This window comes from Serratia sp. CY43202 (assembly GCF_052168755.1).
In the GTDB taxonomy this organism is placed as follows: Bacteria; Pseudomonadota; Gammaproteobacteria; order Enterobacterales; family Enterobacteriaceae; genus Serratia; species Serratia bockelmannii.
Map to the genome: position 1 here is coordinate 14,441 of NZ_JBJNMB010000010.1, position 23,498 is coordinate 37,938.

Consider the following 23,498-nt stretch of genomic DNA (forward strand, 5'->3'; position numbering starts at 1 on the left):
GCTGACAGGTCGGAAAGAAAGGGGCTGGGTAAATTCAGTCGGTCAGCGGACGCGAATCAGTGCGCTTTGGCCGTGGTGTTTTCATCGACCGCCGCTGCGTTGGCAGCCTGGCGGGTATTCATTTTCCGGGCGTAGAACATCAGGATAATCAGGCTGATGATAAAGGTGCCGGACAGTTCGAATGAGTTGGCGCCCATCAGCGCGATGAAGCAGAAGCCGCAGCCGCACACCGAAGCGATCAGGCTCAGCAGGTTGCGCACGTTGACCCCTTCGAAGCGGATCAGGTCTACGCAGGAGTAGAAGTAAGGCAGCATGGTCAGCAGCACCGCGATGCCGGTCAGTTCGCCGAACAGGTCGGAGGCTTTGCCGCCGGCGGAGCTCATCAAGGTGATCAGCACCATCAGCGCGGTCATTTTGCAACCGGCCAGCAGCAGGCCTTTCTTCGGAATGCCGTTTTTATCCAGCTCGCCGTACACTTTCGGGAAGTTACCGTCGTTGGCGGCACGTACCCCGGCCTGACCGACCAGCATCATCCACGAACCCAGTGACGTCAGGCAGGCGAAGGCGGTGAAGGCGGAAACCATCGGTGCGGCCCAGTTGCCCATGATCGCCGAGGCGCTGATGGCGAACGGCGCGCCGCTGGCGGCCATTTCAGACGCCGGGAACATACCGCTGATCACCTGGGTGGCAGCGATGTAGATAATGCCAGCCAGGCCGGTGCCGAGCATGGTTGCCAGCGGCACGGTGCGTTTCGGGTTTTTCACCATGCCGGTGCTGACCGCTGCGGATTCCACGCCGATAAACGCCCACAGGCACAGCAGGATACTTTTGATGACCGCATGGCTGTCGGTGGTGCCGGAGGTATTCCAGTTAGCCTGATAGGTAGCGACGTCAAACCAGTGCCAGCCGATGGTGGCCGTCACGATCACCGGGATCAGCACCAGCACCAGGCCCAGGGTGGTCAAACGGCTGACCCAGGTTCCGCCCAGCATGTTCACGAAGGTGAAGACCCACACGATGGCGATACAGGCGATGCCGGCAGGTACCGGGTTGTTCAGCGCCGGGAAGAAGGTAGAGAGATAAGAAACGGCGGTAATGCCGATGGCCAGGTTACCGATCCAGTTGGCATGGTAATAAAGCACGCCGGTCTGGAAACCGAAAGCCGGGGAAATTTCACCCGCGTAGGCGATAGGGCCGCCCTGCTGCGGGTTTTTGGTGGCGAGGCGGGCATACACATAGGCCAGCGACATCGCCCCGATAATCGAGATCACCCACCCCCAAATGGCGATGGATCCGAGACTCGCCAGGTTGGCGGGCAATAAGGCAATCCCGCTCCCCATCATATTACCGGCGACGACGCCGGTGCAGGCAATAAGCCCTATTTTCTTGGGTGAAGCCATGGTCAGTTTCTCCTGATTTACGTTTCTTATAAGCCACACCCATAAATAAAAGATTTTAATGAGCCGGCTTGATAGTCAGGATGCTAACCATCGGGGGGAATAAAGTCCTAAAGATAAAGTGAGATTACGCTCATGATCATACAAATGATAACCTGAGGTTTTTCATTAACACATCAAGATAAAAAGGTAAGCTAAAGAAAAGATAAACATCGTTTAAAAACAGAATGATGCCCAGGTTAATAATGAATAACAAACGACAGAAAAGGAACAATATTACGCAGCAAAATAACACAATGGCGCAACATGTCTTCACCAATAAATAACGCCGACAGCATTCCCGGAGAATAATGGCGGCGTAGTATCGGTTAATTATTGGTGCTGGTAGTTATTTAAATAAGGCACCACGTTGGTCAATGACGTCTGGAATACGCCATTGGTGATCCAATGCAAGGTATCCTCACCGGGGCGCAAATTGAACGCGGTAATATAAGAATCCGCCGCCAAATGATTCTGCCCCTGCATTTCATACACTTTACCCAGCAACACATAATTCAGCCACGACATTTGCAACTCAATCCCCAGATCGATCGCCCGGTGCGCCTCGTCAATGCGCCCCTGCGCCAACGCATCGACCGCCAGAACTTGCTGCATGATCGGCGTGTTTTTCAATTCGGGGATCGTCGTCAGATGGCTGATATCGGCGCGCAATTGTGCCAAGGCCTGGCTGTCGAACGGTTGGTAAGAATTGCGCAGCACATCCACCAGCGCCTTTTCCGCCAGCAGGTAGTGGAAATTCGGCGCGCTTTTAATCAGCTCGCTCAGCTGAGCGCTGGCGCGAGTCAACGAATCGGCATCACCGTGGATCAACAATTGATGTGCCTGGTAGAAGCGCTGCAGCAGCGGCCCGTTGTCGGGCAGCAGCTGTGCCAGACGCTGCTCCAACTGCGGCGGCCAGGGCTGCTTCAGCGCCGTGGACAGGCTGGCGAGGAAATCGCTTTGGATCTTCAGCTGGTTATCGGCGGTAATGAAGTAACGCTTGTCCAACATGATTGAGCTGTCGGCGTTATCCACCAGCCGCACGGACAGGAAACACTGCTGGGCGCGGTAGTGGCGCTGATTGACGAACTCGATATACAGCGACTTGCCCGAGTTGCTGGGGCCGGAATAGTTGTAATTGGTTTGGTCGTGCACCAGGAAGGTCGAGTAGGTGTTGAGCGAATCGGTGATCAGCTCGCTGACGCCCACCACATAAGAGAGCTGCGGCATCCAGTTGCTGCAGCTCTCGCCGCCCTGGATGCGAATATCGATATCGCGCGGGTTGAGCAGCACCGGCATGGTCGAAACCGGCACGCGCTGCGACAGCGTGGCGATGCCGACAAACGCCACGCAGACGCTGAGCGCCGCCAGAAACGCCAGCCACACCCAGAACGTCGAGCGGAGATAAAAGCGCGGCAGCTTTTCGTCAGGCGCGGCGACCGGCGCTCGGGGCCGGCTCGGCGGCACGTACGGCGTCTCGTCGTCGTCATCGCTGCCGTCTTCCGGCTCATGCATGATCACCGCGATCTGCGGCGCCTGTGCGGGAGCGGGTTGCGTCTCTCCCTCTTCACACCATATCACCGACGTCGCCAGCTTATACCCGCGCTTGGGCACGGTGATAATGTATTCCGGGCTGTCGCTGTCGCCGTCTTTCAGGTATTTGCGCAGCTCTGAAATACATTGAGTCACCACGTGGTTGGTGACGATATTGCGCTTCCAGACGTTGTCGATCAGCTCGTCGCGGCTCAGCACCACATCGGGGTGCCGGGCGAAATAGCACAGCATGTCGATCAGGCGCGGTTCCAGCGTTTTCTGGCGGCCGTCTCGGCTGATGGTGTTGTCGGCAGGGGTAACCAGCCACTCCCCGACGCGAAAAGCAGGCTCTTGCATGGCGGAAATAACTCTGTAGGCATGTAGGGCAAGGGCGCGATCATAGCATAACCGCCCCCGGCTGTGGCCGCCGGGAGGCGATTAAGCCGTTAACTCTCGTATAATTCTAACGGTAAACCATCAGGATCGCTGAAAAAGGTAAAGCGGGATTGGGTGTAGGGATCGACGCGCACCGGTTCGCAGGCAACGCCGGCCGCCTGCAGATGGGCGATGGCCCGATCGATGTCGTCAACGCTGAACGCCAGATGGCGCAGGCCGCAGGCCTCCGGGCGGCTGACGCGGGCCGGCGGCGAAGGGAAAGAAAACAGTTCGATAGTGTATTGTCCGTTGAGCGCGAGATCCGCTTTCCAGGAGTCGCGCTCCTCGCGGTAAACTTCACTCAGCAGGGTAAAACCGAGAATATCGCAATAGAAATGCTTACTGGCAGCGTAGTTCGCGCCAATGATCGCAATGTGATGCACCTGACGTAATCCCAGCATAGAAACCCTCTCCTGTTCATTCTGATGGGGCACGGTATCCGGCGGCGGCGATGACGTCAACGGCAAAAACCCCGCGGATTGCCGCGGGGCATGATTCAGCACACGGCGTCTCAGGCCTTCAGATCCACCAACGCCGCGCCGAAGTTGATGTGCAGCACCTGCCCATCGACCACCAGCGCCGGTACACTCTGCACGCCGAGGCGCTCAGCTTCCGCCACGCGCGTTGGGCGTTCCCCCAGGTGCACCACTTCCACCTGCACGTTATCGCTCAACAGTCCCAACAGCTGCTGTTCGGCACTCACGCATACCGGGCAGCCGGCATGATAAAACACGGCCTTAGTCATCCTCATTCTCCTTGGTATTGACGGTTTCGGGCACGTTTACTTACCCATATTGTTTCGAATCGAAACAATGTGAACAGTATGCCAGCACCAATGACTTGTCAATATAGTTTTTAATCGATACTATTTACGCAGCCTGATGAGGATACGATGCTAAAACTGTTTGATCTGCTTGAACGCCTGAATAGCCTGCAACGCAGCTGGCTGCGCAGCCACGAAGAATTGGAAAGCCTGCCGCCGGTGCAGCTGAGCGCGCTCTACTATCTGGCACGCTGTAATCATTACTCCAACACGCCGATGGCCGTGGCGGAATACCTTGGCCTGACCAAGGGAACGGTGTCCCAATCGCTGAAAAAGCTGGAGCTGAACGGCATGATCGCCCGCACGGCGGACGCAAAGGATCGCCGCAGCGTGCGGCTGCGGCTGACAGAAAAATCGCGAAGTTTAATGGAGACTCTGTTTCCTCCTGCCTATCTGCAGCAGGCGCAAGACGCCATGCAGCAGGACGGCGAACAGTTGCAGGCGCTGTTAACCCAGCTGCTGCGCCAACTGCAGCGGCAGGAAAATGCGGCGCTGTTCGGCGAATGCCACCGCTGCCGCTATCACCAGCAGCGCAATGGCCAACCGTTTTGCGGCCTGACACAGGAACCGCTGCCGCTCGACAGCGTGAACCTGATCTGCCGAGAATTCGCCTAAACGATTATGCTGGCGCTTTCAACACCTTCACCAGATAGCGCCCGTCCTCCGTCAGTTTGGCGCCGTGGATGTCGGTTTCAAAACCGGGATAGCGCTCACCGATAGAGCACAGCATCAGCAGGAAATCGAGCACCGCCCGGCTCTCTTCGGTGATCATTTCTCCCGGCATCACCAGCGGCACGCCCGGCGGATAAGGCAGGATCATATTGGCCGCCACCTTGCCCACCAACTGATCCAGCTCGCAGGTTTCCACATTGCCGCGCACCTGCTCCTGGAACATCTGGTGCGGCGTCAGCTTCATTTCAGGCAGCACGTCGAACGCCCGCTGCATCAGGCGCGGCAGATCGTGTTGGCGGATCAGCCGATGAATGCCGGCGGCCAGATCCTGGATACGCATATGGCGATAAAAATCCGGATCCTCGGCGTACAGATCCGGCAGCATGTTCTTCACCCGCAGGTTGAGATCGTAGGCGCGCTTGAAATCAGTCAGGCCGCGCAACAGGCTCATCGCCTTGGTTTTGTCGATGCCGATGCTGAACAGGAACAGCAGGTTGTACGGCCCGGTCTTCTCCACCACGATGCCGCGCTCGTCGAGATACTTCGCCACCAGCGCCGCCGGGATCCCCTCTTCCTCCAGCGCACCCAGCTCGTTCATGCCCGGCGTCAGGATCGTCACCTTGATCGGATCGAGGTACATATGATCGCGATCGGTCTGGCCGAAGCCGTGCCAGTTATCGTCAGGATCCAATGGCCAACACTGCGCCTCATCGATCTCCTCCGGCTGCCAAATGTCAAAGAACCAACTGTCGCTCTCCTCGCGCAGCCGCTGCACTTCACGGCGAAAATGCAGCGCGCGCTCCACCGATCGATTGATCAAGCGGCGCCCCGGGTTGCCGCGCAGCATGGCGGCGGCGGTCTCCATCGATGCCACAATGCCATAGTGCGGCGAGGTGGTGGTGTGCATCATGTAGGCTTCGTTGAAGGTGCTCTCGTCGTAGTCGCCCTTGATATGAATCATCGAGGCCTGGGAGAAGGCCGCCAGCAGCTTGTGGGTGGACTGGGTTTCGTAGATGACCTTACCGGGCACCCGATCGCCGCTCATGCCGCTCTTGCCGTCGTAAATCGGATGGAAGTTGGTGTAAGGCACCCAGGCGGAGTCAAAGTGGATCGACGGCACTGCCAGCGTCTGCTTGATGTAGTCGGTGTTATACAGCAGGCCATCATAGGTGGAATTGGTGATCACCGCATGCACCGGCCAGGTGGCGTTCGGGGTCTCCTGCACCCGAGCGGCGATGCTGGCGCGGGTGAACTCACGCTGCGGAATGCCGCCAAGGATGCCGTAGGCGTTGCGCAGCGGGCGCAGATAGATCGGAACGATATCGCTCATCATCAGCAAGTGGCACAGCGATTTGTGGCAGTTGCGGTCGATCAGCACCGTGCTGCCCGCCGGCGCCGAATACATGCCGACGATCTTGTTGGCGGTGGAGGTGCCGTTGGTAACCAGATAGCTCTGCTCGGCGTTGAAAGTACGCGCAATATACTCTTCGGCCTCGAGGTGCGGCCCGGTGTGATCCAACAGCGAGCCGAGCTCGGTGACCGAAATCGAAATGTCGGCCTTCAGGGTATTGGCGCCGAAAAAGTCATAGAACAGGCAGCCCACCGGGCTTTTTTGGAACGCGGTACCGGCCATGTGGCCCGGCGTGCAGAAGGTGTACTTCCCTTCACGCACGTAGTTGAACAGCGCCTTGGTCAGCGGCGGCGTAATGGTATCAATATATTCTGCGGTGTACTGCTGGATGCGCTGCGCGATATCGTCCGCCGCATTCAGGCCATACTCGAAGAAATAGAGCACCATGCGCATTTCATGCAGGCTGACGTCGAAGGTGGAGTGGGTATTGATAAAGGCGTACAGCGGTAGGTATTCGTTCAGCTCGTTGATCTCGCTGCACAGCTCCAGGCTGTAGTCGTCCCAGTCGAAGATCACCCCACAGATGCGGGCATTGGCTTCGATCAGCTTCAGCAGGTCACCGCTGTTTTTGGGGTACACCAGTTGGAATCCCATGGTGGCCAGCGCAGCGTGGAGCTCGCGGATCGGCTCATCTTTGTAGTAGACGCCCGTCGGGCCCATGATGGCGATGATATTCATCGGCAGCTCCTGTCAGTTAACGGCCAAGTCTCTATAACACCACGAAAATCCGGCGGTGTGTAGCCAAAAAAAAACCGCCCGGAGGCGGTTTCTTGCAGCGAAGAACAGAACTCAGCAGTAGCCGTAGTTCATCAGACGCTGGTAGCGACGGTTGAGCAACTCTTCGTCGTTTAGACCATCCAGATCTTTCAGATCGGCCAGCAGCTGCGCTTTCAGCGCGGCAGCCATCGCCGGCACGTCGCGGTGTGCAGAACCCAGCGGCTCCGGGATCACCGAGTCGATCAGCTTCAGCTCTTTCAAACGCGGTGCGGTAATGCCCATCGCTTCTGCGGCCAGCGGTGCCTTGTCGGCACTCTTCCACAGGATGGAGGCACAGCCTTCCGGCGAAATCACCGAGTAGGTGCTGTACTGCAGCATGTTCACTTTATCGCCCACGCCGATCGCCAGCGCGCCGCCGGAGCCACCTTCGCCGATGACGGTGCAGATGACCGGGATGTTCAGACGCGACATCTCACGCAGGTTGCGCGCGATGGCTTCTGACTGGCCGCGTTCTTCCGCACCCACGCCCGGATAAGCGCCCGGAGTATCGATAAAGGTGATGAGCGGCATCTTGAAGCGGGCGGCCATTTCCATCAGGCGCAGCGCCTTACGGTAACCTTCCGGCGCCGGCATGCCGAAGTTGCGGCGGATCTTCTCTTTGGTTTCACGGCCTTTCTGGTGCCCGATGATCATCACCGGGCGGCCATCCAGGCGCGCAATGCCACCGACGATCGCTTTGTCGTCAGCGTAAGCGCGATCGCCCGCCAACTCTTCGAAGTCGGTAAAGATGTGTTTGATATAATCCAGGGTATAAGGACGGCGCGGGTGGCGTGCCAATTGGGCAATCTGCCAGGCCCCAAGATCGGCAAAAATCTTGCGCGTCAGCTCAACGCTCTTTTCACGCAGGCGCTGAACCTCTTCGTCCAGATTAATATCTAATTTTTCGTCTTGACGGCTGACTGCAGTCAGCGAGTCAATTTTCGCTTCCAGCTCTGCAATCGGCTGTTCAAAATCAAGAAAATTCAGACTCATAGCATTCCTATTTTAGTCAAATTCCAAGTCCACCTGCTCATTGCCTACCAACGTCCGCAAATCGATCAACAAGCGGTCGGTGGGCGTCACGCGCCAGGTTGCGCCAAAACGCAGCTTGGCTCGCGCATCTTCCCGTTGATAGTAGAGATGCACTGGAATCGTCCCCGAGCGATGGGGTTCCAACGACTGACGGAGACGGTTCAAAAGCTGGTCATCAATTTGCCTGTCAGTCAGCGAGATAGCAAGCCCGCGAGCGTATTTTTCCCGGGCTTCACTGATGTCCATTACCTCGCGGGCCATCATTTTAAGCCCGCCGCTAAAGTCATCAAAGCTGACCTGTCCACTGGCGATAAGGATACGGTCTTTTTCCAACAAATGCTGGTATTTTTCTAGCGCTTCGGTGAATAGCATCACTTCCAGACGGCCCGAACGGTCATCCAGCGTGCAGATGCCGATACGGTTGCCGCGCTTGGTCACCATGACCCGCGCGGCGACCACCAACCCGACGGCGGTAGTCATTTTGCCCCGATCCGTCGGGTGCATGTCTTTCAAACGCTGGCCACCGGCGTAACGTTCGATTTCCTTCAGGTACTGGGTGATCGGGTGACCAGTCAGGTACAGCCCCAGCGTCTCCCGTTCACCGTCCAGCACCACCTGCTCCGGCCAGGGCGCGATATTGGCGTAGGATTGCTCCACCTGCTCCGGCGCTTCCGCCAGCACGCCAAACATATCCACCTGGCCAATAGCTTCGGCTTTCGCATGCTGATCCGCCGCTTTCAACGCGTCGCCGAGCGAATTCATCAGCGCAGCGCGGTGCGGCCCAAGGCGATCGAACGCCCCGGACATGATCAGTTTTTCCAGAATGCGGCGGTTCAGTTTCTTGATGTCAGAGCGCGCGCACAGGTCGAACAGGTCTTTGAAGTAACCTTGTTCGCCGCTGTTGCGCGCCTCGATAATGGCCTCGATCGGCCCTTCCCCCACGCCCTTGATCGCGCCGATGCCATAAACGATCTCGCCGTCGTCGTTGACGTGGAAGTGATACAGGCCACTGTTGATGTCCGGCGGCAGGATCTTCAGCCCCATGCGCCAACATTCGTCCACCAGCCCCACCACTTTGTCGGTGTTGTCCATATCGGCGGTCATGACCGCCGCCATAAACTCGGCCGGATAGTGCGCCTTCAGCCACAACGTCTGATACGACACCAGCGCATAGGCGGCGGAGTGCGATTTGTTGAAGCCGTAACCGGCGAATTTCTCCACCAGGTCGAAGATTTTCACCGACAGTTCACCGTCGATGCCGCGCGATTTCGCGCCGTCTTCAAAGCCGCCGCGCTGCTTGGCCATTTCGACCGGGTTCTTTTTACCCATCGCACGACGCAGCATATCCGCGCCACCCAAGGTGTAGCCGGCCAACACCTGGGCAATCTGCATCACCTGTTCCTGATACAGGATGATGCCGTAGGTCGGTTCCAGCACCGGCTTGAGCGACTCGTGCTGCCACTGAATGTCCGGGTAGGAGATCTCTTCGCGGCCATGCTTGCGGTCGATGAAGTTATCCACCATCCCTGACTGCAGCGGCCCCGGACGGAACAGCGCCACCAGTGCGATCATGTCTTCGAAGCAGTCGGGCTTCAGGCGTTTGATCAAATCTTTCATGCCGCGCGATTCAAGCTGGAACACCGCCGTGGTTTCCGAGCGCTGCAGCATGTCGAAGCTTTTCTTGTCGTCGAGCGGAATGGCGGCGATGTCGATCGGTTCCAGCCCGGTCTTGGCGCGCCGGGCGTTGATCATTTCCAGCGCCCAGTCGATGATGGTCAGGGTGCGCAGGCCGAGGAAGTCGAACTTCACCAGCCCGGCATATTCCACGTCGTTCTTGTCGAACTGGGTCACCGGATGGTGCCCTTCGGCGTCGCAGTACAGCGGCGCGAAGTCGGTGATCTTGGTCGGCGCGATCACCACGCCCCCGGCGTGTTTACCGGCGTTGCGCGTTACCCCTTCCAGCTTGCGCGCCATGTCGATCAGCGCCTTGACCTCTTCATCGGCCTCGTAAATCTCCGGCAGCTGCGGTTCGGCGGCAAAGGCTTTCTCCAGCGTCATGCCCGGATCCGGCGGCACCAGTTTGGAGATGCGATCGACGAAGCCGTACGGGTGCCCCAGCACCCGGCCTACGTCGCGGATAACCGCTTTCGCCGCCATGGTCCCGAAGGTGATGATCTGCGATACCGCTTCGCGGCCGTACATCTCCGCCACGTGCTCGATCACCTGGTCGCGCTTCTCCATGCAGAAGTCGACGTCGAAGTCGGGCATCGAAACACGTTCCGGGTTCAGGAAGCGTTCGAACAGCAGGTCGAATTCCAGCGGATCGAGGTCGGTGATTTTCAACGCATAGGCCACCAGAGAACCGGCGCCGGAGCCGCGCCCTGGGCCTACCGGCACGTTGTTGTCCTTCGACCACTGGATAAACTCCATCACGATCAGGAAGTAGCCGGGGAACCCCATCTGGTTGATCACCTTCAGCTCAACGTCCAGACGCTCGTCGTATTCCGGGCGGCGCTGCGCGCGCACTTCAGGATCGGGGAACAGGAACTCGAGACGCTCTTCCAGGCCCTCTTTCGATTTGAGCACCAGGAAGTCCTCGGTGCTCATATCGCCGGTTGGGAACTGCGGCAGGAAGTATTCGCCGAGGCGAATGGTGACGTTACAGCGCTTGGCGATCTCGACGCTGTTCAGCAGCGCTTCCGGGATGTCGGCGAACAGCTCGCACATCTCGTCTTCGCTGCGCATGTATTGCTGCGGGCTGTAGTTGCGCGGCCGCTTGGGATCGTCCAGCGTAAATCCGTCGTGAATGGCGACGCGAATTTCATGGGCGTCAAAATCGTCTTCTACCAGGAAACGCACGTCGTTGGTGGCCACCACCGGCAAGCCGCGCTCGGTGGCCAGCGCCACCGCCGCATGCAGATAGTTCTCTTCGTCCGGGCGGCCGGTGCGGATCAGTTCCAGGTAGTAACAGTCCGGGAAATACTGTTGGTAGAAGTCCAGGCATTGATCCACCTGCGCCTGGTTACCGCGCAGCAGGAACTTGCCGACGTCGCCCTGACGCGCGCCGGAAAGCAGGATCAGCCCTTCGCGATGTTCAATCAGCCAGTCGCGATCAATGGTCGGGCCGGCGGCGCCGTAGCCACGCTGATAGGCGCGGGAAATCAGCAGCGTCAGGTTCTGGTAGCCTTCGTTGTTGCTGGCCAGCACCGTCAGCTGAGCCAGTTCGTCGCCCAGCTCATCGCTTTGCACATGGAAATCCGCGCCGATGATCGGTTTGATCCCGGCGCCGTGCGCGCTGCCGTAGAACTTCACCAGCCCGCACAGGTTGGTGAAATCAGTGATTGCCAGAGCAGGCATGGCTAACGCGGCGGCTCTTTTCACCAGCGGCGCCGTCTTGGCCAATCCATCAATCATGGAGTAGTCACTGTGGACGCGCAGGTGAATAAAACGAGGTTCGGCCATCTCCAGATACCTGATTGAAGGGGCTCAGCAGGCTGAGCCCGGGTTAATGCTATCGTCGAGCCTGATTAACCAGGCCCGCAGGCTACAGCGCCAGCGCCCTTTTCACCGGCGCGAAGCTGCGGCGGTGATGCTCGGTGGCGCCCAGCGCGGCCAGCCGCTCCAGGTGGAAGGCGGTCGGGTAGCCTTTATGCTGCGCGAAACCGTAGTCCGGGAACTCGCTGTCCAGCTCGGCCATTTCGCGATCGCGCGTGACCTTCGCCAGAATGGACGCCGCGCTGATCTCCGCCACACGGCTGTCGCCCTTCACCACCGCCTGCGAACGCATCGGCAGGTTCGGGCAACGGTTACCGTCGATTAAAACCATGTCCGGCGCGATATGCAACCCGGCCACCGCGCGCTGCATCGCCAACATGGTGGCGTGCAAAATATTCAGCTGGTCGATTTCCGCCGGTTCGGCGCGCCCCAGGCTCCAGGAGAGCGCCTTGGCGACGATTTCGTCATACAGCGCCAGGCGGCGTTTTTCACTGAGTTTCTTGGAGTCCGCCAGACCGACGATCGGCTGCGCCGGATCGAGGATCACGGCAGCGGTGACCACCGCGCCGACCAACGGGCCGCGGCCCACTTCGTCCACACCGGCAATCAGCGTGGCAGCGGGATAGATAAAGGGTTCAATCATGCTTTCGCCAGCTCCAACACAGCCTGAGCGGCCTGTTCGTCCGCACCGCAACGGATGCTTTGGTGCAAGGTAAGAAAAGTTTGTTTCAGCGCTTCGGTTTCCGGGCTCTCTTCCAGCAGTGGCATCACGGCGGCGGCCAGTTTGTCCGGCACGCAGTCATGCTGCAGCAGCTCGGTGACAATTTCGCGCCCCGCCAACAGATTCGGCAGCGAAACGTAAGGCGTTTTCACCAGCTTCTGCGCCAACCAGAAAGTGAACGGCTTCATGCGATAGCCCACCACCATCGGGCACTTGGCCAGCATGCACTCCAGCGCCGCCGTGCCGGACGCCAGCAGCGCCGCGTCGCTGGCGATCATCGCCTCGCGCCCCTGGCCGTTCAGCAGGTGTACCGTCAGATCCGGCGCAACCTCGGCCTTGATGCGCTCAAACTGCTCGCGCCGTTTGGCGTTAACCAGCGGCACCACCACTTCCAGCTCGGGATAACGCGTGCGCAGCAGCTGCGCGGTTTTGAGGAAGTCGGCGCTCAGCATCTCGACTTCGGCGCCGCGGCTGCCCGGCAGCAAAGCCAAACAGCGCGCCTGCGGAGCGATGCCAAGCTGAGCGCGCGCCGCCAACCGATCGGGCTGCAGCGGCATGGCGTCCGCCATGGTGTGGCCGATAAACCGGCAGGGCACGTTGAAGCGATCGTAAAACGCTTTTTCGAAAGGGAGAAAGGCCAGCACCAGATCGGTGGCTTTGCCTATTTTGAAAACGCGCTTTTGTCGCCAGGCCCACACGGACGGGCTGACGTAGTGGATGGTGCGAATGCCGCGCTGCTTGAGGCGGCCTTCCAGCGTGATGTTGAAGTCCGGCGCGTCGATGCCGACAAACACGTCCGGCCGCAGCTCACCGAAGCGGCGAGTGAGATCCTTGCGGATCTTCAACAGGCGTGGCAAGCGCTCGAGCACTTCCACCACGCCCATGACCGCCAGCTCTTCCATTTCGTACCAGGCTTCGCAGCCTTCGGCCTGCATTAGCGGACCGGCGACGCCAACGAAACGCGCGTCGGGGATCTGCGCCTTGAGCGCGCGGATCAAACCGGCGCCGAGAATGTCACCGGAGGTTTCTCCGGCGACCAATCCGATAGTCAATGGACGATTCGACATAACTCAGCGAATGATGCCGCGGGTAGAACGGGTGAAGAAATCGAGGTACTGCTGCACCACCGGCTGCTCTTTGGCCAGGGCTTCGATTTCCGCCTTCGCTTCATCCAGCGTTTTTTCACTGCGATACAGGATTTTGTAGGCGTTGCGGATCGCCTGCATTTCATCCTTATCAAAACCGCGGCGCTTCAGGCCGACCGCGTTGACGCCGAACGGCGTCGCGTGGTTGCCCTGCGCGATGACGAAAGGAGGCACGTCCTGAGCGACGCCGGAACAACCGCCTACCATCACATGCGCGCCGATAATGCAGAACTGATGGATCGCCGTCATGCCGCCAATGATGGCGTGATCGTCGATTTCCACATGCCCCGCCAGCGTGGCATTGTTGGCCAACACGCAAGAATTGCCGACCACACAGTCGTGAGCAACGTGCACATTGACCATCAGCAGGTTATCGTTGCCCACTTTGGTCAGGCCGGTGCCCTGCGCGGTGCCGCGGTGAATGGTGACGCTTTCGCGGATGCGGTTGCGATCGCCCACTTCAACGCGCGTCGGTTCGCCTGCGTATTTCAGATCCTGGTTCACTTCACCGATGGAAGCGAACTGATAAATCTGGTTATCGCAGCCAATCTTGGTAATGCCGTTCACCACCACGTGGGATTTCAGCACCGTGCCGGCGCCGATTTCCACCTGGGAGCCGACGTAGCAGAAAGGGCCGATATGCACGTTGGCGCCGATCACGGCGCCCTCTTCGACTATCGCGCTAGGATGGATAAAGGCGGTTTGGTCAATCACGGATTAAGCCTCCCGGCTGCGGGCACACATCATGGTTGCTTCGCAGACAATTTTACCGTCAACGGTCGCTACGCCTTTGAAGCGAGTCAGGCCGCGGCGAGTTTTCTCGAAGGTGACTTCCATGACCATCTGATCGCCTGGCACCACAGGGCGCTTGAAGCGTGCTTCGTCGATACCGGCGAAGTAATACAGCTCGCCCGGCTCCAGTTTACCGACGCTTTTAAACGCCAGGATACCGGTGGCCTGCGCCATGGCTTCCAAGATCAATACGCCTGGGAAAATCGGTTTGCCAGGGAAGTGGCCCTGGAAAAACGGTTCGTTCACCGATACGTTCTTCACCGCACGCAGATATTTGTGCTCTTCAAACTCGAGGACGCGGTCGACCAGCAAGAACGGGTAACGGTGAGGAAGCAGATCCAAAATTTCTGCAATATCCAGAGTATGAGTGTCAGTAGTCAAAATACTCTTCCTGTCTCTAAAAACTGATGGCATCAACAACACGGCCTGCGCTGACCCCAAAAGGAGATCATCATGCAGGCCGCAAATTAACATCTCTTTGCGCTTTTGGTCTCACGACCAACGCGTTTCGTTTTGTACCCGCCAGGGCGGGCGGCAATGATTAGTCTTTTCCGACTTTACGTTCGACAGCTTTCAAGCGTTTGCTGATCTCATCGATATTCATCACCAACGCAGCGGTTTTACGCCAAACCTTGTTAGGCTGCAACGGAATGCCCGAAGAGTATACCCCAGGTTCGGTGATTGGTCGCATAACCATTCCCATTCCGGTGACAACCACCTTGTCGGCAATTTCCATGTGACCGTTGATCACGCTGGCACCGCCAATCTGGCAGTAGCGGCCGATTTTCAGGCTGCCGGCCATGATCACACCGCCGGCGACGGCGGTATTGTCGCCAATCACGACGTTATGTGCAATCTGGCATTGGTTGTCGATGATAACACCATTCCCGATTTGGGTGTTATCCAAAGCGCCGCGGTCAATGGTAGTGCAAGCGCCGATTTCGACGCGATCGCCGATAATCACCGTGCCCAACTGAGGGATTTTGATCCACTCGCCGCGCTCATTCGCATAGCCGAAACCGTCTGCGCCGATCACGGTGCCCGACTGGATCAGGCAACGCTGGCCGATTTCGACCGCATGATAAATCGTGACGTTCGCCCACAGACGCGTTCCCGCGCCGATGCGTGCGTGTTTGCCGATGAAGCAGCCCGGGCCGATAACCACGTTATCGCCAAGCACCGCACCCGACTCGATCACCGCGTTCGCCCCAATGGCGACATTCTGCCCCAGCTGCGCTTCAGGTGAGATCACCGCGCTTGGCGCGATATCCTGGGCCGGCGACGGCGTGGTGTCCATCAGCTGCGCCATGCGCGCATAGGTCAGGTAAGGGTTCTTAACCACCAGCGCCGCAGCACGGCAGTGTGGTAAATCCGCTTCGGTAAGCACCACGGCGCTTGCCTGGCAGGAAGACAGCTGCTCTTGATAGCGGCTGTTTGACAAAAACGTGATTTGGCCAGGCTGTGCCGAATGCATAGAAGCAATGCCGGTGATGACGAGATCGCCATCACCGTGCAATTGTGCATCCAACTGCTGCGCTAAATCAGCCAGTCGAATTGAAAGCATGTGTTATTTAACCTGTTTCAGCACGTCAGCAGTGATATCTTTGGAAGAGTCTGCATAGGCAACGGCGTTGGCGTCGATCACCACGTCATAACCGCCTTTGCTGGCGACAGATTTCACCGCGTCCTGAATGCGGCTCAGGATCTTGTTACGCTCTTCCATCTGGCGACGACGGTTGTCCTGCTCGAAAGCCTGCGCTTTCTGAGAGAACTGCTCGCGCTGCGCCATCACGTCTTTTTCCAACTTGCTGCGATCGCTGGCTTTCATGGTAGCGCCGTCACGCTGCAGACGCTGCATTTTGGTCTGCAGGCTACGTTCCATGTTCTGGAGTTCGCTTGCACGGCCTTTAAACTCGTTTTCCAGCTGTTTAGCGACCGTTTCGCGGGCCGGCAGCTGTTGGAAAATGCTGGAGACGTTAACGACAGCGATCTTATCTGCTGCCTGAACGCCAGCTGAAGCAGCCATTGCTAAACCGAGGCCTGCGGCACACAACCACTTTTTCACTATAAACTCCTTACCATCACCCATTTGTGTCATATGACACTGAAGTACACAATTTGCCAGACTTGTCCCACCAAACAATGAGAATCATCTCCCTCTGCCGGCGGGCGCCTGGCCATTGCGATTCTTAATAACTGTTATGCCCAGAGGCGAGACCCGTTACCAGGTCTTACCGATGTTAAACTGGAACTGTTCGGACTTGTCGCCTTCGTATTTCTTGATCGGGTTGGCGTAAGAGAACACCAACGGCCCCAGTGGCGACATCCACTGCAGCGCGATACCGGCGGAAGAACGAATATTACTGGCTTTGCTGTAGTCCGGCACGCCGTACATCAGCGTTTCGTTGGTATTCTTCCACTTGGTGTCCCACACGGTACCGGCATCGATGAACAGCGACGTCCGCACCGAGTTGGCGTATTTCTCGCTGATGAACGGCGTCGGGGTGATCAGCTCCAGGCTGGCGACCGCCATGGCGTTACCGCCTACCGCGTCATCCGAGCTACAGATGCTCTGACGATCGGTCGTGCTGCCGGCGTTGAACTGACACTGGTACGAGTTGGAATTGTAGTACACCGCCTTCGGACCAATGGTGTTGGACTGGAAGCCGCGCACGGTGCTCGAACCACCGGCATAGAAGTTCTCATAGAACGGCATTTCCTTGCCGCCCAGCCCATCCGCGTAACCCAGGCGGCCGCGACCCAACAGCACCCAGGTGCGGTCGTCGTTGATCGGCACGTACTGTACGCTGTCCAGCGTCACCTTGTAGTATTCGTTGTCCGAGCCCGGAATGGTGACCTTGCCGTTCAACGTGGTGCGGTTACCCGAGGTCGGGAAGTAGCCGCGGTCCAGGTTGTTATAGGTCCAGCCCAGGTTCAGCGTAAAGTCGTCCGTCGAGTAGCTGGCGCGGTCGGTCTTGTTCGCATCCACGCCCATCGAGTTGAGGTAACGCCACATGGCGATCTGCGGCTGCATGTTCGACAGACCGTTGTGGACGTAGCCCAGGCCGGTGCGCAACGAGTTGTTTTCGTTGATCGGGAAGCCCAGCGTGCCGTCGATACCGTAACTCTTGTTGGTATAGTCCGACAGATCCGCGTCATCCGCCTTAAAGTCGTTGTAGAAAATGCGGCCGCCCAGGCTCACACCGTCAACGGTGAAGTACGGGTTGGTGACCGACAGTTCGGTATAGGTCTGGTAGTCGTTCTTGGTGCCGCTGATGCCGACCGAGTAGCCGGTACCCAACCAGTTATCCTGCTGCACGCCGGCCTGGAAGCTGACGCCGCTCTCGGTGCCGTAACCGACGCCGAAGTTAAAGGTACCGGTGTTGCGTTCTTTCACCTTATAGGTCACGTCGACCTGATCGGCGGTGCCCGGCACGCGCTGGGTTTCCACGTCAACCGTTTCGAAATAGCCCAGACGGTTCAGACGCTCTTTACCCTGCTCGACCTGCTCGTTGCCGAGCCAGGCGCCTTCCATCTGGCGCATTTCGCGACGCAGTACGGAATCCTTGCTGGTGTCGTTACCTTCGAACTTGATGCGACGCACGTAGAAGCGGTTGCCCGCGTCAACGTTGACGTGCAGCTTGACGGTTTTATCCGCGTCGTTGATCTCAGGCTGAGTGCCGACGCGCGGGTAGGCGTAACCATAACGGCCCAACATCGTTTTGATGTTGTCTTCCATTTTGGTCACCTTGCTGCCGTTGTACAGCTCGCCTGGCTCAATTTTGGTGATCTGAGCGACTTCCGCCGAGTGGCCGGCCAGGTTGCCATTCACGACAACATCGGAAAGCTTGTACTGCTCGCCTTCGGTGATGTTGATGGTGATGTAGATGCCTTTTTTATCCGGCGTCAGGCTCACCTGGGTAGAATCGATGTTGAAGCGGGCATAGCCGCGATCCAGATAGAAGCTGCGCAGGGTTTCGAGATCGCCCGCCAGTTTCTGCTTCTGGTATTTGCGGTCGCCGACCAGGTTCCACCACGGCACTTCGTCACGCAGTTGGAAGCGTGAGATCAGTTCGTCGTTGGTGAAAGCATGGTTGCCGACGATGTTGATTTGTTGAATCTTGGCGGAGACCCCTTCCGTGAACACCAGTTTCAGGTCGACACGGTTGCGCGGCAACGGCGTGACTACGGCTTTCACCGAGGCGCTGTATTTACCGACGCTGTAGTAGAAGTCTTCCAGCCCTTTTTCAATGCTGGAGATCGTGGTGCGGTCGAGCGCCTCGCCCACCCGGACGCCGGAGGCTTCCAGGTTCTGCTTGAGCATGTCATCTTTCACCGACTTGTTGCCGGAGAAAGTGATGCTGGCGATGGTAGGACGTTCCTTCACCTGCACGATCAAGGTATTACCATCGCGCAGTACGCGCACGTCCTCGAAGTTGCCGGTGGCAAACAAGGCACGAATGGTATTACTGATGTCATCGTCAGTGACGGTATCGCCGACGCGAACCGGCATGTTGAGTAACGCCGCACCGACGGCAACTCGCTGCAGGCCTTCGAAATGAATGTCTTTCACTACGAACCCGTCTGCACCGTATACGGTGGCGCTGCCAAACAGCAGCGACGCTATGAGCAACTTTTTCATCGCCATCGTTGTTATGCGTTCTTCCTAACCTATCCCCGCCCCTAGAGGCGGGAAAAATCATTGAAAAGTGCAAGACCCATCAACAACACCAGCACGATCGAACCTATGCGGTAGCTGTAGTCCTGTACTCGCTCGGAAACCGGCCCACCCTTCAGCTTTTCTATCGCCAGGAAGAGGAGATGCCCACCATCTAACACCGGTAATGGGAACAGGTTGATGATCCCCAGGTTGACGCTAATCAACGCCAGGAACATCAGATAATACACGAATCCGACTCCGGCTGACGCCCCAGCTCCCTGTGCAATCGAGATCGGGCCACTCAGGTTGTTCAGCTTTACATCACCGGTTATTAATTTGCCCAGCATGTTGACCGTCAGCCGCATCAGCTGCCAGGTCTTGTCGCCGGCCTGATACAGCGCCGGGAACGGTCCATACTGGCGAATCGTCTTATACTCTTCCGGCAGCGGCAGCACCTTTGGAATGATGCCTGCAAACCCCACCGATTTGTCTTTTCCCACCGGCTTTGTATCCGGTATCAGCGTCAAAGACAAGGGGGCGCCGTTTCTTTCAATCTCCAAAGCCAGCGGCTGCCCCGGGCCATCGTGGATACGCTTCACCAGCGTCTGCCAACGACCCAACGGCTGACCATCGACTTTAACGATCCTGTCCCCCGCTTGTAAACCCGCCTTTTGCGCCGCCGAGTTAGGCTGCACTTCCGCCAACACGGATTCGATCTGCGGGCCGCGCGGCATAATGCCCAGCGCGACAACGGGATCCTGCTTGTCCGGTTCAAAGTTCCACTGGCGCAAATCCAGGGTTTTGGTCACCACCTGCGAAGAGCCGAACGGCGCGACGCCGACTTCGGTTTGCGCATCGCCAATCTTCGCCACCAGCGCCAGACGAACTGATTCCCAATCAGGCGTTTCGATGCCGTCAACCGACTTTAGTTCCATGCCAGACGAAATTTCGGCCTTGGCGGCGATGGATTGCGGCGCGATTTCGCCGATCACCGGGCGGAAACTCGGCACGCCGATGATGAACACCAGCCAATAGGCAAGGATAGCAAACAGGAAGTTGGCGATGGGGCCGGCGCTGATGATGGCCGCGCGCTGCCAGACGGTTTTGTTGTTAAAGGCCTGATGGCGCATTTCTGGCGCCACCGACTCCACGCGCTCGTCCAGCATCTTCACGTAACCGCCAAGCGGGATCAAGGCGATGACGTACTCGGTGCCCTGGCGATCGGTACGGCGCCACAGCGCCCGGCCGAAGCCGATGGAAAAGCGTTCAACGCGCACGCCGCAACGACGGGCAACCCAAAAGTGTCCGAACTCATGCACGGTAATCAAGATACCGAGCGCAATCAGAAACGCCACCAGGTTCCAAAGCACGCTGACCATCATCCCTCACTTTCCGTCATCGACGGATTAAAACACCAACAGCATCAGGCAGGCAAACACCGGCACCGCCGCGGTCAGGCTGTCGATACGATCCAGTATGCCGCCGTGACCGGGAATCAAATGCCCGCTGTCCTTGATGCCCGCTTCGCGTTTGAACATGCTTTCGGTCAAATCGCCCAGCACCGAAGCCAGCGCGGCGAGCACCGAACAGGCCAACAGCGTGGTCGGCACCACGTTCAGTGGCGCGTAGCGGCCGAACAGCCAGGAAATGACCGCCGACGTCAGCAGCCCGCCGATCAACCCTTCCCAGGTTTTACCCGGCGAGACCTTCGGTGCCAGTTTATGCTTGCCGAACAGCTTGCCGAACATGTAGGCACCGGAATCCGCGCCCCACACCAGCAGCATCACGTACAGCAGCCACCAGGCGCCGGTAAACGGATTTTGCTCGTAGCCGAACTGGCGCAGCGCCAGCATGCCCCAAAAGAACGGCACGATGGTCAGCAAGCCGAACAGCAGGCGCAGCGGGCGCGAATTGCGCCAGATAGAGGCCGAACCGGGATAGAACAACACCAGCAGCAACGCCGCCAGCCACCAGGCCAGCGACAGCCACAGCGAGCCGCTTATCTGCGGCACGGATTGATGGTAAGCGGGGACGCTGAGCATCATCAACGCCAGCAGAAAACCGCACAGTATCGCCAACCAGATGCGCTGCGAACGGGAGGTAAAACCGGCCAATTGGCCCCACTCCCAGGCTGCTAACATGCACACGACGAGCGTTACCAGAGCAAAGGCCAGCGGCGGCAACAGGAACAGCGCCGCGATAACGATCGGGATTAAAATCAGAGCAGTTATGAGGCGATACTTCAGCAAAAGTTCTCCCTAGGACGCATCGGCGCCGATAGGTGTTGTTCCCCCGAAGCGGCGCTCACGTTGTGCAAATGCATTCAGCGCACCTTCAAAGACAAGTTCATCGAAATCAGGCCAGAGCACATCAGTAAAGTAAAGTTCAGCATAGGCGATTTGCCACAGCAGGAAGTTACTGATGCGATGCTCGCCACCGGTGCGGATAACCAGATCCACCGGCGCCAGGTCGCTCATGCAAACCCGCTCGCTCAATAATTCCTCGCTGATCTGATCCGGGTGCAACTCCCCTACCCGTACCTGTTCGGCCAGTTCCCTTACTCCCTGAATGATATCCCAACGGCCACCGTAGTTGGCAGCGATATTGAGCGTCAGGCCATCGTTATTTTCCGTCAGTGCTTCAGAGCGGCGGATCCGCTCCTGCAAACGCGCGCTGAATCGGCTGATATCGCCGATCACCCGCAGCCTGACGTTATGTTTATGCAGGCTTTTTACTTCACTATCCAGAGCGCGGACAAAAAGCTCCATCAGGGCGGAGACTTCCTGCACCGGACGGTTCCAGTTTTCGCTGCTGAAGGCATAAAGCGTGAGTGCATCTAAATGGTGGCTGGCGGCAAAACTGACCGCGCGGCGAACCGATTTCACCCCTGCTTTATGACCGAAGACACGTAACTTGCCCTGACGTTTGGCCCAGCGTCCGTTACCGTCCATGATAATGGCGACATGGCGCGGCCCCTGGGAAGATGGATTAGCCTCTTGTTGGTTTGCGGACGACATAACTCGTACTTATTTCCTCAGTAGAAATATAACTGCCTTTCCGGAACATCAGGCCCTTACGCGCAAAAAAAGCCGTGTGCCCGACACGGCTTTCAGCCTGCCCTCGCGATACCCGGCACAGCCGGGCCGCCATTGGCGCACAGAGCGCCAATCGGGCCATAATTCAACGGTATAACCGCTGACAGGTGGCGCAGACTATACCACCTCAGCGGGGCATGAACAAACGGCCCCGCTGCGGCACGCGCGAATTACGAGCAAAATCGGATAATCGCCGTGATCAGCCGCACAACGCGCGAACGCGCTCCTCGGCAGCGGCGCGCGCCTGACGGTCAATGTCTAAGACCGCGTCGATGCAGGTCGGTTCCTGCAGCGCGAGACGTTCCACCACCTGGCGGTTGACCGCGGCAATGTCGGTAAAGCGGATCTGCTGCTGCAAAAATGCCGCCACGGCGATTTCGTTGGCCGCGTTCAGCGCGGTGGTCGCCGCCTGACCGGCCTCGAACGCCTCGATCGCCAAGTACAGGCAAGGATAACGTTCGCGTTCCGGTTCGGCGAAGGTCAGCGAACCGATGCGGCAGAAGTCCAGCGCTTCCACGCCGGAGTTCACGCGCTGCGGATACGCCATCGCGTGGGCGATCGGCGTGCGCATATCCGGCGTCCCCAACTGCGCCAGCACGCTGCCGTCGGCATAGCGCACCATCGAGTGAATCACCGACTGCGGGTGCAGGATCACTTCCATTTGCTCGGCCGAGGCGTTAAACAGCCAGCGGGCCTCAATGTATTCCAGACCTTTGTTCATCATGGTGGCGGAATCCACCGAGATCTTGCGGCCCATCGACCAGTTCGGGTGGGCGCAGGCTTGATCCGGCGTCATCGCGGCGAACTGTTCCAACGGCGTGGTGCGGAACGGGCCGCCGGAACCGGTAAGCACGATGCGCGAAACACCATGACTGTCCAGTGAAGAGTATCCCAACTGACGCTGAATGTTCTCAGGCAAACTCTGAAAAATTGCGTTGTGCTCGCTGTCGAGCGGCAGCAGTTGCGCCTGGCTTTGCCGCACCGCGTCCATAAACAGACGGCCGCAGGTGACCAGCGATTCTTTGTTGGCCAGCAGTACCTGTTTGCCGGCGCGGATCGCCGCCAGCGTCGGCAATAGCCCCGCAGCGCCGACGATGGCCGCCGTCACTTGATCGACGTCATCCAACGCTGCCAGCTCGCAGGCCGCTTGTTCTCCGGCCAAGACTTCGGTAGCGACACCGTTTTCCGCCAGGACAGCGCGCAGCTCGCGCGCGGCGTTTTCATCCGCCATCGCGGCGAAGGCGGGCCGGAATTCCATGCATTGCTGCGCCATGAGCGCGACGTTACGGCCGGCCACCAGCGCTTTGATCGCAAAACGGTCGGGATTCGCCCTGACCACGGCCAGGGTACTGGTCCCTACCGAGCCGGTCGAGCCAAGAATGGTCAGTTGCTTCATGAGTTCACTCTGAATAACTGTCTGATGAGATCGGAGGTGTTCCAGTGTGGAACCTTGGACACCGCTTGTCCATGATCTTTCAGTACGATGAAACGG

General features: G+C 58.4%; 19 protein-coding genes. 1 reads left to right on the forward strand and 18 read right to left on the reverse strand.

The features are described 5' to 3' along the window. Positions 1-56: 56 nt before the first annotated feature. From cadB to ACJ8J5_RS19990, 4 genes are all read right to left on the reverse strand, one after another. The gene (gene cadB, locus ACJ8J5_RS19975; protein WP_038878801.1) at positions 57-1,400 is read right to left on the reverse strand and encodes a cadaverine/lysine antiporter; all 1,344 of its coding nucleotides are present in this window, start codon (positions 1,398-1,400) and stop codon (positions 57-59) included. A 369-nt stretch (positions 1,401-1,769) separates the two neighbouring features. Further along, positions 1,770-3,326: a lysine decarboxylation/transport transcriptional activator CadC gene (cadC, locus tag ACJ8J5_RS19980; protein ID WP_049203373.1), complete on the reverse strand. Its 1,557-nt coding sequence runs from the start codon at positions 3,324-3,326 to the stop codon at positions 1,770-1,772. Positions 3,327-3,415: 89 nt separating this feature from the next. Then, positions 3,416-3,805: a VOC family protein gene (locus ACJ8J5_RS19985; protein ID WP_025304023.1), complete on the reverse strand. Its 390-nt coding sequence runs from the start codon at positions 3,803-3,805 to the stop codon at positions 3,416-3,418. 110 nt (positions 3,806-3,915) lie between these two features. Further along, positions 3,916-4,149 carry a glutaredoxin domain-containing protein gene (locus ACJ8J5_RS19990; protein ID WP_060435087.1) on the reverse strand — a complete coding sequence of 78 codons (234 nt, stop codon included), beginning with the start codon at positions 4,147-4,149 and terminating at the stop codon, positions 3,916-3,918. Between the two features lie 147 nt (positions 4,150-4,296). On the opposite strand from ACJ8J5_RS19990, the gene ACJ8J5_RS19995 reads away from it, so the two are divergent. After that, positions 4,297-4,842: a MarR family winged helix-turn-helix transcriptional regulator gene (locus tag ACJ8J5_RS19995; RefSeq protein ID WP_025304025.1), complete on the forward strand. Its 546-nt coding sequence runs from the start codon at positions 4,297-4,299 to the stop codon at positions 4,840-4,842. 4 nt (positions 4,843-4,846) lie between these two features. On the opposite strand, the gene ACJ8J5_RS20000 is transcribed toward ACJ8J5_RS19995, so the two are convergent. The 14 genes from ACJ8J5_RS20000 to ispC all read right to left on the reverse strand — a co-directional run bounded on the left by ACJ8J5_RS20000 (position 4,847) and on the right by ispC (position 23,402). Further along, positions 4,847-6,988, reverse strand: a complete 2,142-nt coding sequence (locus ACJ8J5_RS20000) for a lysine decarboxylase LdcC (RefSeq protein WP_025304026.1) — start codon at positions 6,986-6,988, stop codon at positions 4,847-4,849. A 111-nt stretch (positions 6,989-7,099) separates the two neighbouring features. Continuing rightward, positions 7,100-8,059 carry an acetyl-CoA carboxylase carboxyl transferase subunit alpha gene (gene accA / locus ACJ8J5_RS20005; RefSeq protein ID WP_019455765.1) on the reverse strand — a complete coding sequence of 320 codons (960 nt, stop codon included), beginning with the start codon at positions 8,057-8,059 and terminating at the stop codon, positions 7,100-7,102. A 12-nt stretch (positions 8,060-8,071) separates the two neighbouring features. Then, positions 8,072-11,560 carry a DNA polymerase III subunit alpha gene (gene dnaE / locus ACJ8J5_RS20010; RefSeq protein WP_025304027.1) on the reverse strand — a complete coding sequence of 1,163 codons (3,489 nt, stop codon included), beginning with the start codon at positions 11,558-11,560 and terminating at the stop codon, positions 8,072-8,074. 82 nt (positions 11,561-11,642) lie between these two features. After that, complete coding sequence (gene rnhB / locus ACJ8J5_RS20015; RefSeq protein ID WP_049195379.1) at positions 11,643-12,236, reverse strand: ribonuclease HII; 594 nt, start codon at positions 12,234-12,236, stop codon at positions 11,643-11,645. After that, on the reverse strand, positions 12,233-13,381 hold the full coding sequence (gene lpxB, locus ACJ8J5_RS20020) for a lipid-A-disaccharide synthase (RefSeq protein ID WP_038878789.1): 1,149 nt from the start codon (positions 13,379-13,381) through the stop codon (positions 12,233-12,235). The genes rnhB and lpxB overlap by 4 nt, the downstream gene beginning before the upstream one ends. Positions 13,382-13,384: 3 nt before the next feature. After that, positions 13,385-14,173: an acyl-ACP--UDP-N-acetylglucosamine O-acyltransferase gene (gene lpxA / locus ACJ8J5_RS20025; protein WP_025304029.1), complete on the reverse strand. Its 789-nt coding sequence runs from the start codon at positions 14,171-14,173 to the stop codon at positions 13,385-13,387. Between the two features lie 3 nt (positions 14,174-14,176). Further along, entirely contained in the window at positions 14,177-14,632 is a 456-nt protein-coding gene (fabZ, locus tag ACJ8J5_RS20030) for a 3-hydroxyacyl-ACP dehydratase FabZ (RefSeq protein WP_004931962.1), read from the reverse strand. Positions 14,633-14,792: 160 nt separating this feature from the next. Continuing rightward, positions 14,793-15,815, reverse strand: coding sequence for a UDP-3-O-(3-hydroxymyristoyl)glucosamine N-acyltransferase (lpxD, locus tag ACJ8J5_RS20035; RefSeq protein ID WP_025304030.1), 1,023 nt, complete (start codon positions 15,813-15,815; stop codon positions 14,793-14,795). A gap of 3 nt (positions 15,816-15,818) precedes the next feature. Next, a complete protein-coding gene (gene skp / locus ACJ8J5_RS20040; RefSeq protein ID WP_025304031.1) occupies positions 15,819-16,316 on the reverse strand; it encodes a molecular chaperone Skp in 498 nt (165 codons plus the stop codon). A 156-nt stretch (positions 16,317-16,472) separates the two neighbouring features. Beyond that, entirely contained in the window at positions 16,473-18,899 is a 2,427-nt protein-coding gene (bamA, locus tag ACJ8J5_RS20045) for an outer membrane protein assembly factor BamA (RefSeq protein ID WP_414104920.1), read from the reverse strand. 35 nt (positions 18,900-18,934) lie between these two features. Then, entirely contained in the window at positions 18,935-20,290 is a 1,356-nt protein-coding gene (gene rseP, locus ACJ8J5_RS20050; protein ID WP_025304033.1) for a sigma E protease regulator RseP, read from the reverse strand. Positions 20,291-20,317: 27 nt separating this feature from the next. Beyond that, positions 20,318-21,160, reverse strand: a complete 843-nt coding sequence (cdsA, locus tag ACJ8J5_RS20055) for a phosphatidate cytidylyltransferase (protein WP_043139905.1) — start codon at positions 21,158-21,160, stop codon at positions 20,318-20,320. Between the two features lie 9 nt (positions 21,161-21,169). Beyond that, the gene (gene ispU, locus ACJ8J5_RS20060; RefSeq protein ID WP_025304035.1) at positions 21,170-21,928 is read right to left on the reverse strand and encodes a (2E,6E)-farnesyl-diphosphate-specific ditrans,polycis-undecaprenyl-diphosphate synthase; all 759 of its coding nucleotides are present in this window, start codon (positions 21,926-21,928) and stop codon (positions 21,170-21,172) included. Between the two features lie 277 nt (positions 21,929-22,205). Then, entirely contained in the window at positions 22,206-23,402 is a 1,197-nt protein-coding gene (gene ispC, locus ACJ8J5_RS20065) for a 1-deoxy-D-xylulose-5-phosphate reductoisomerase (RefSeq protein WP_060435085.1), read from the reverse strand. Between the last annotated feature and the right edge of the window lie 96 nt (positions 23,403-23,498).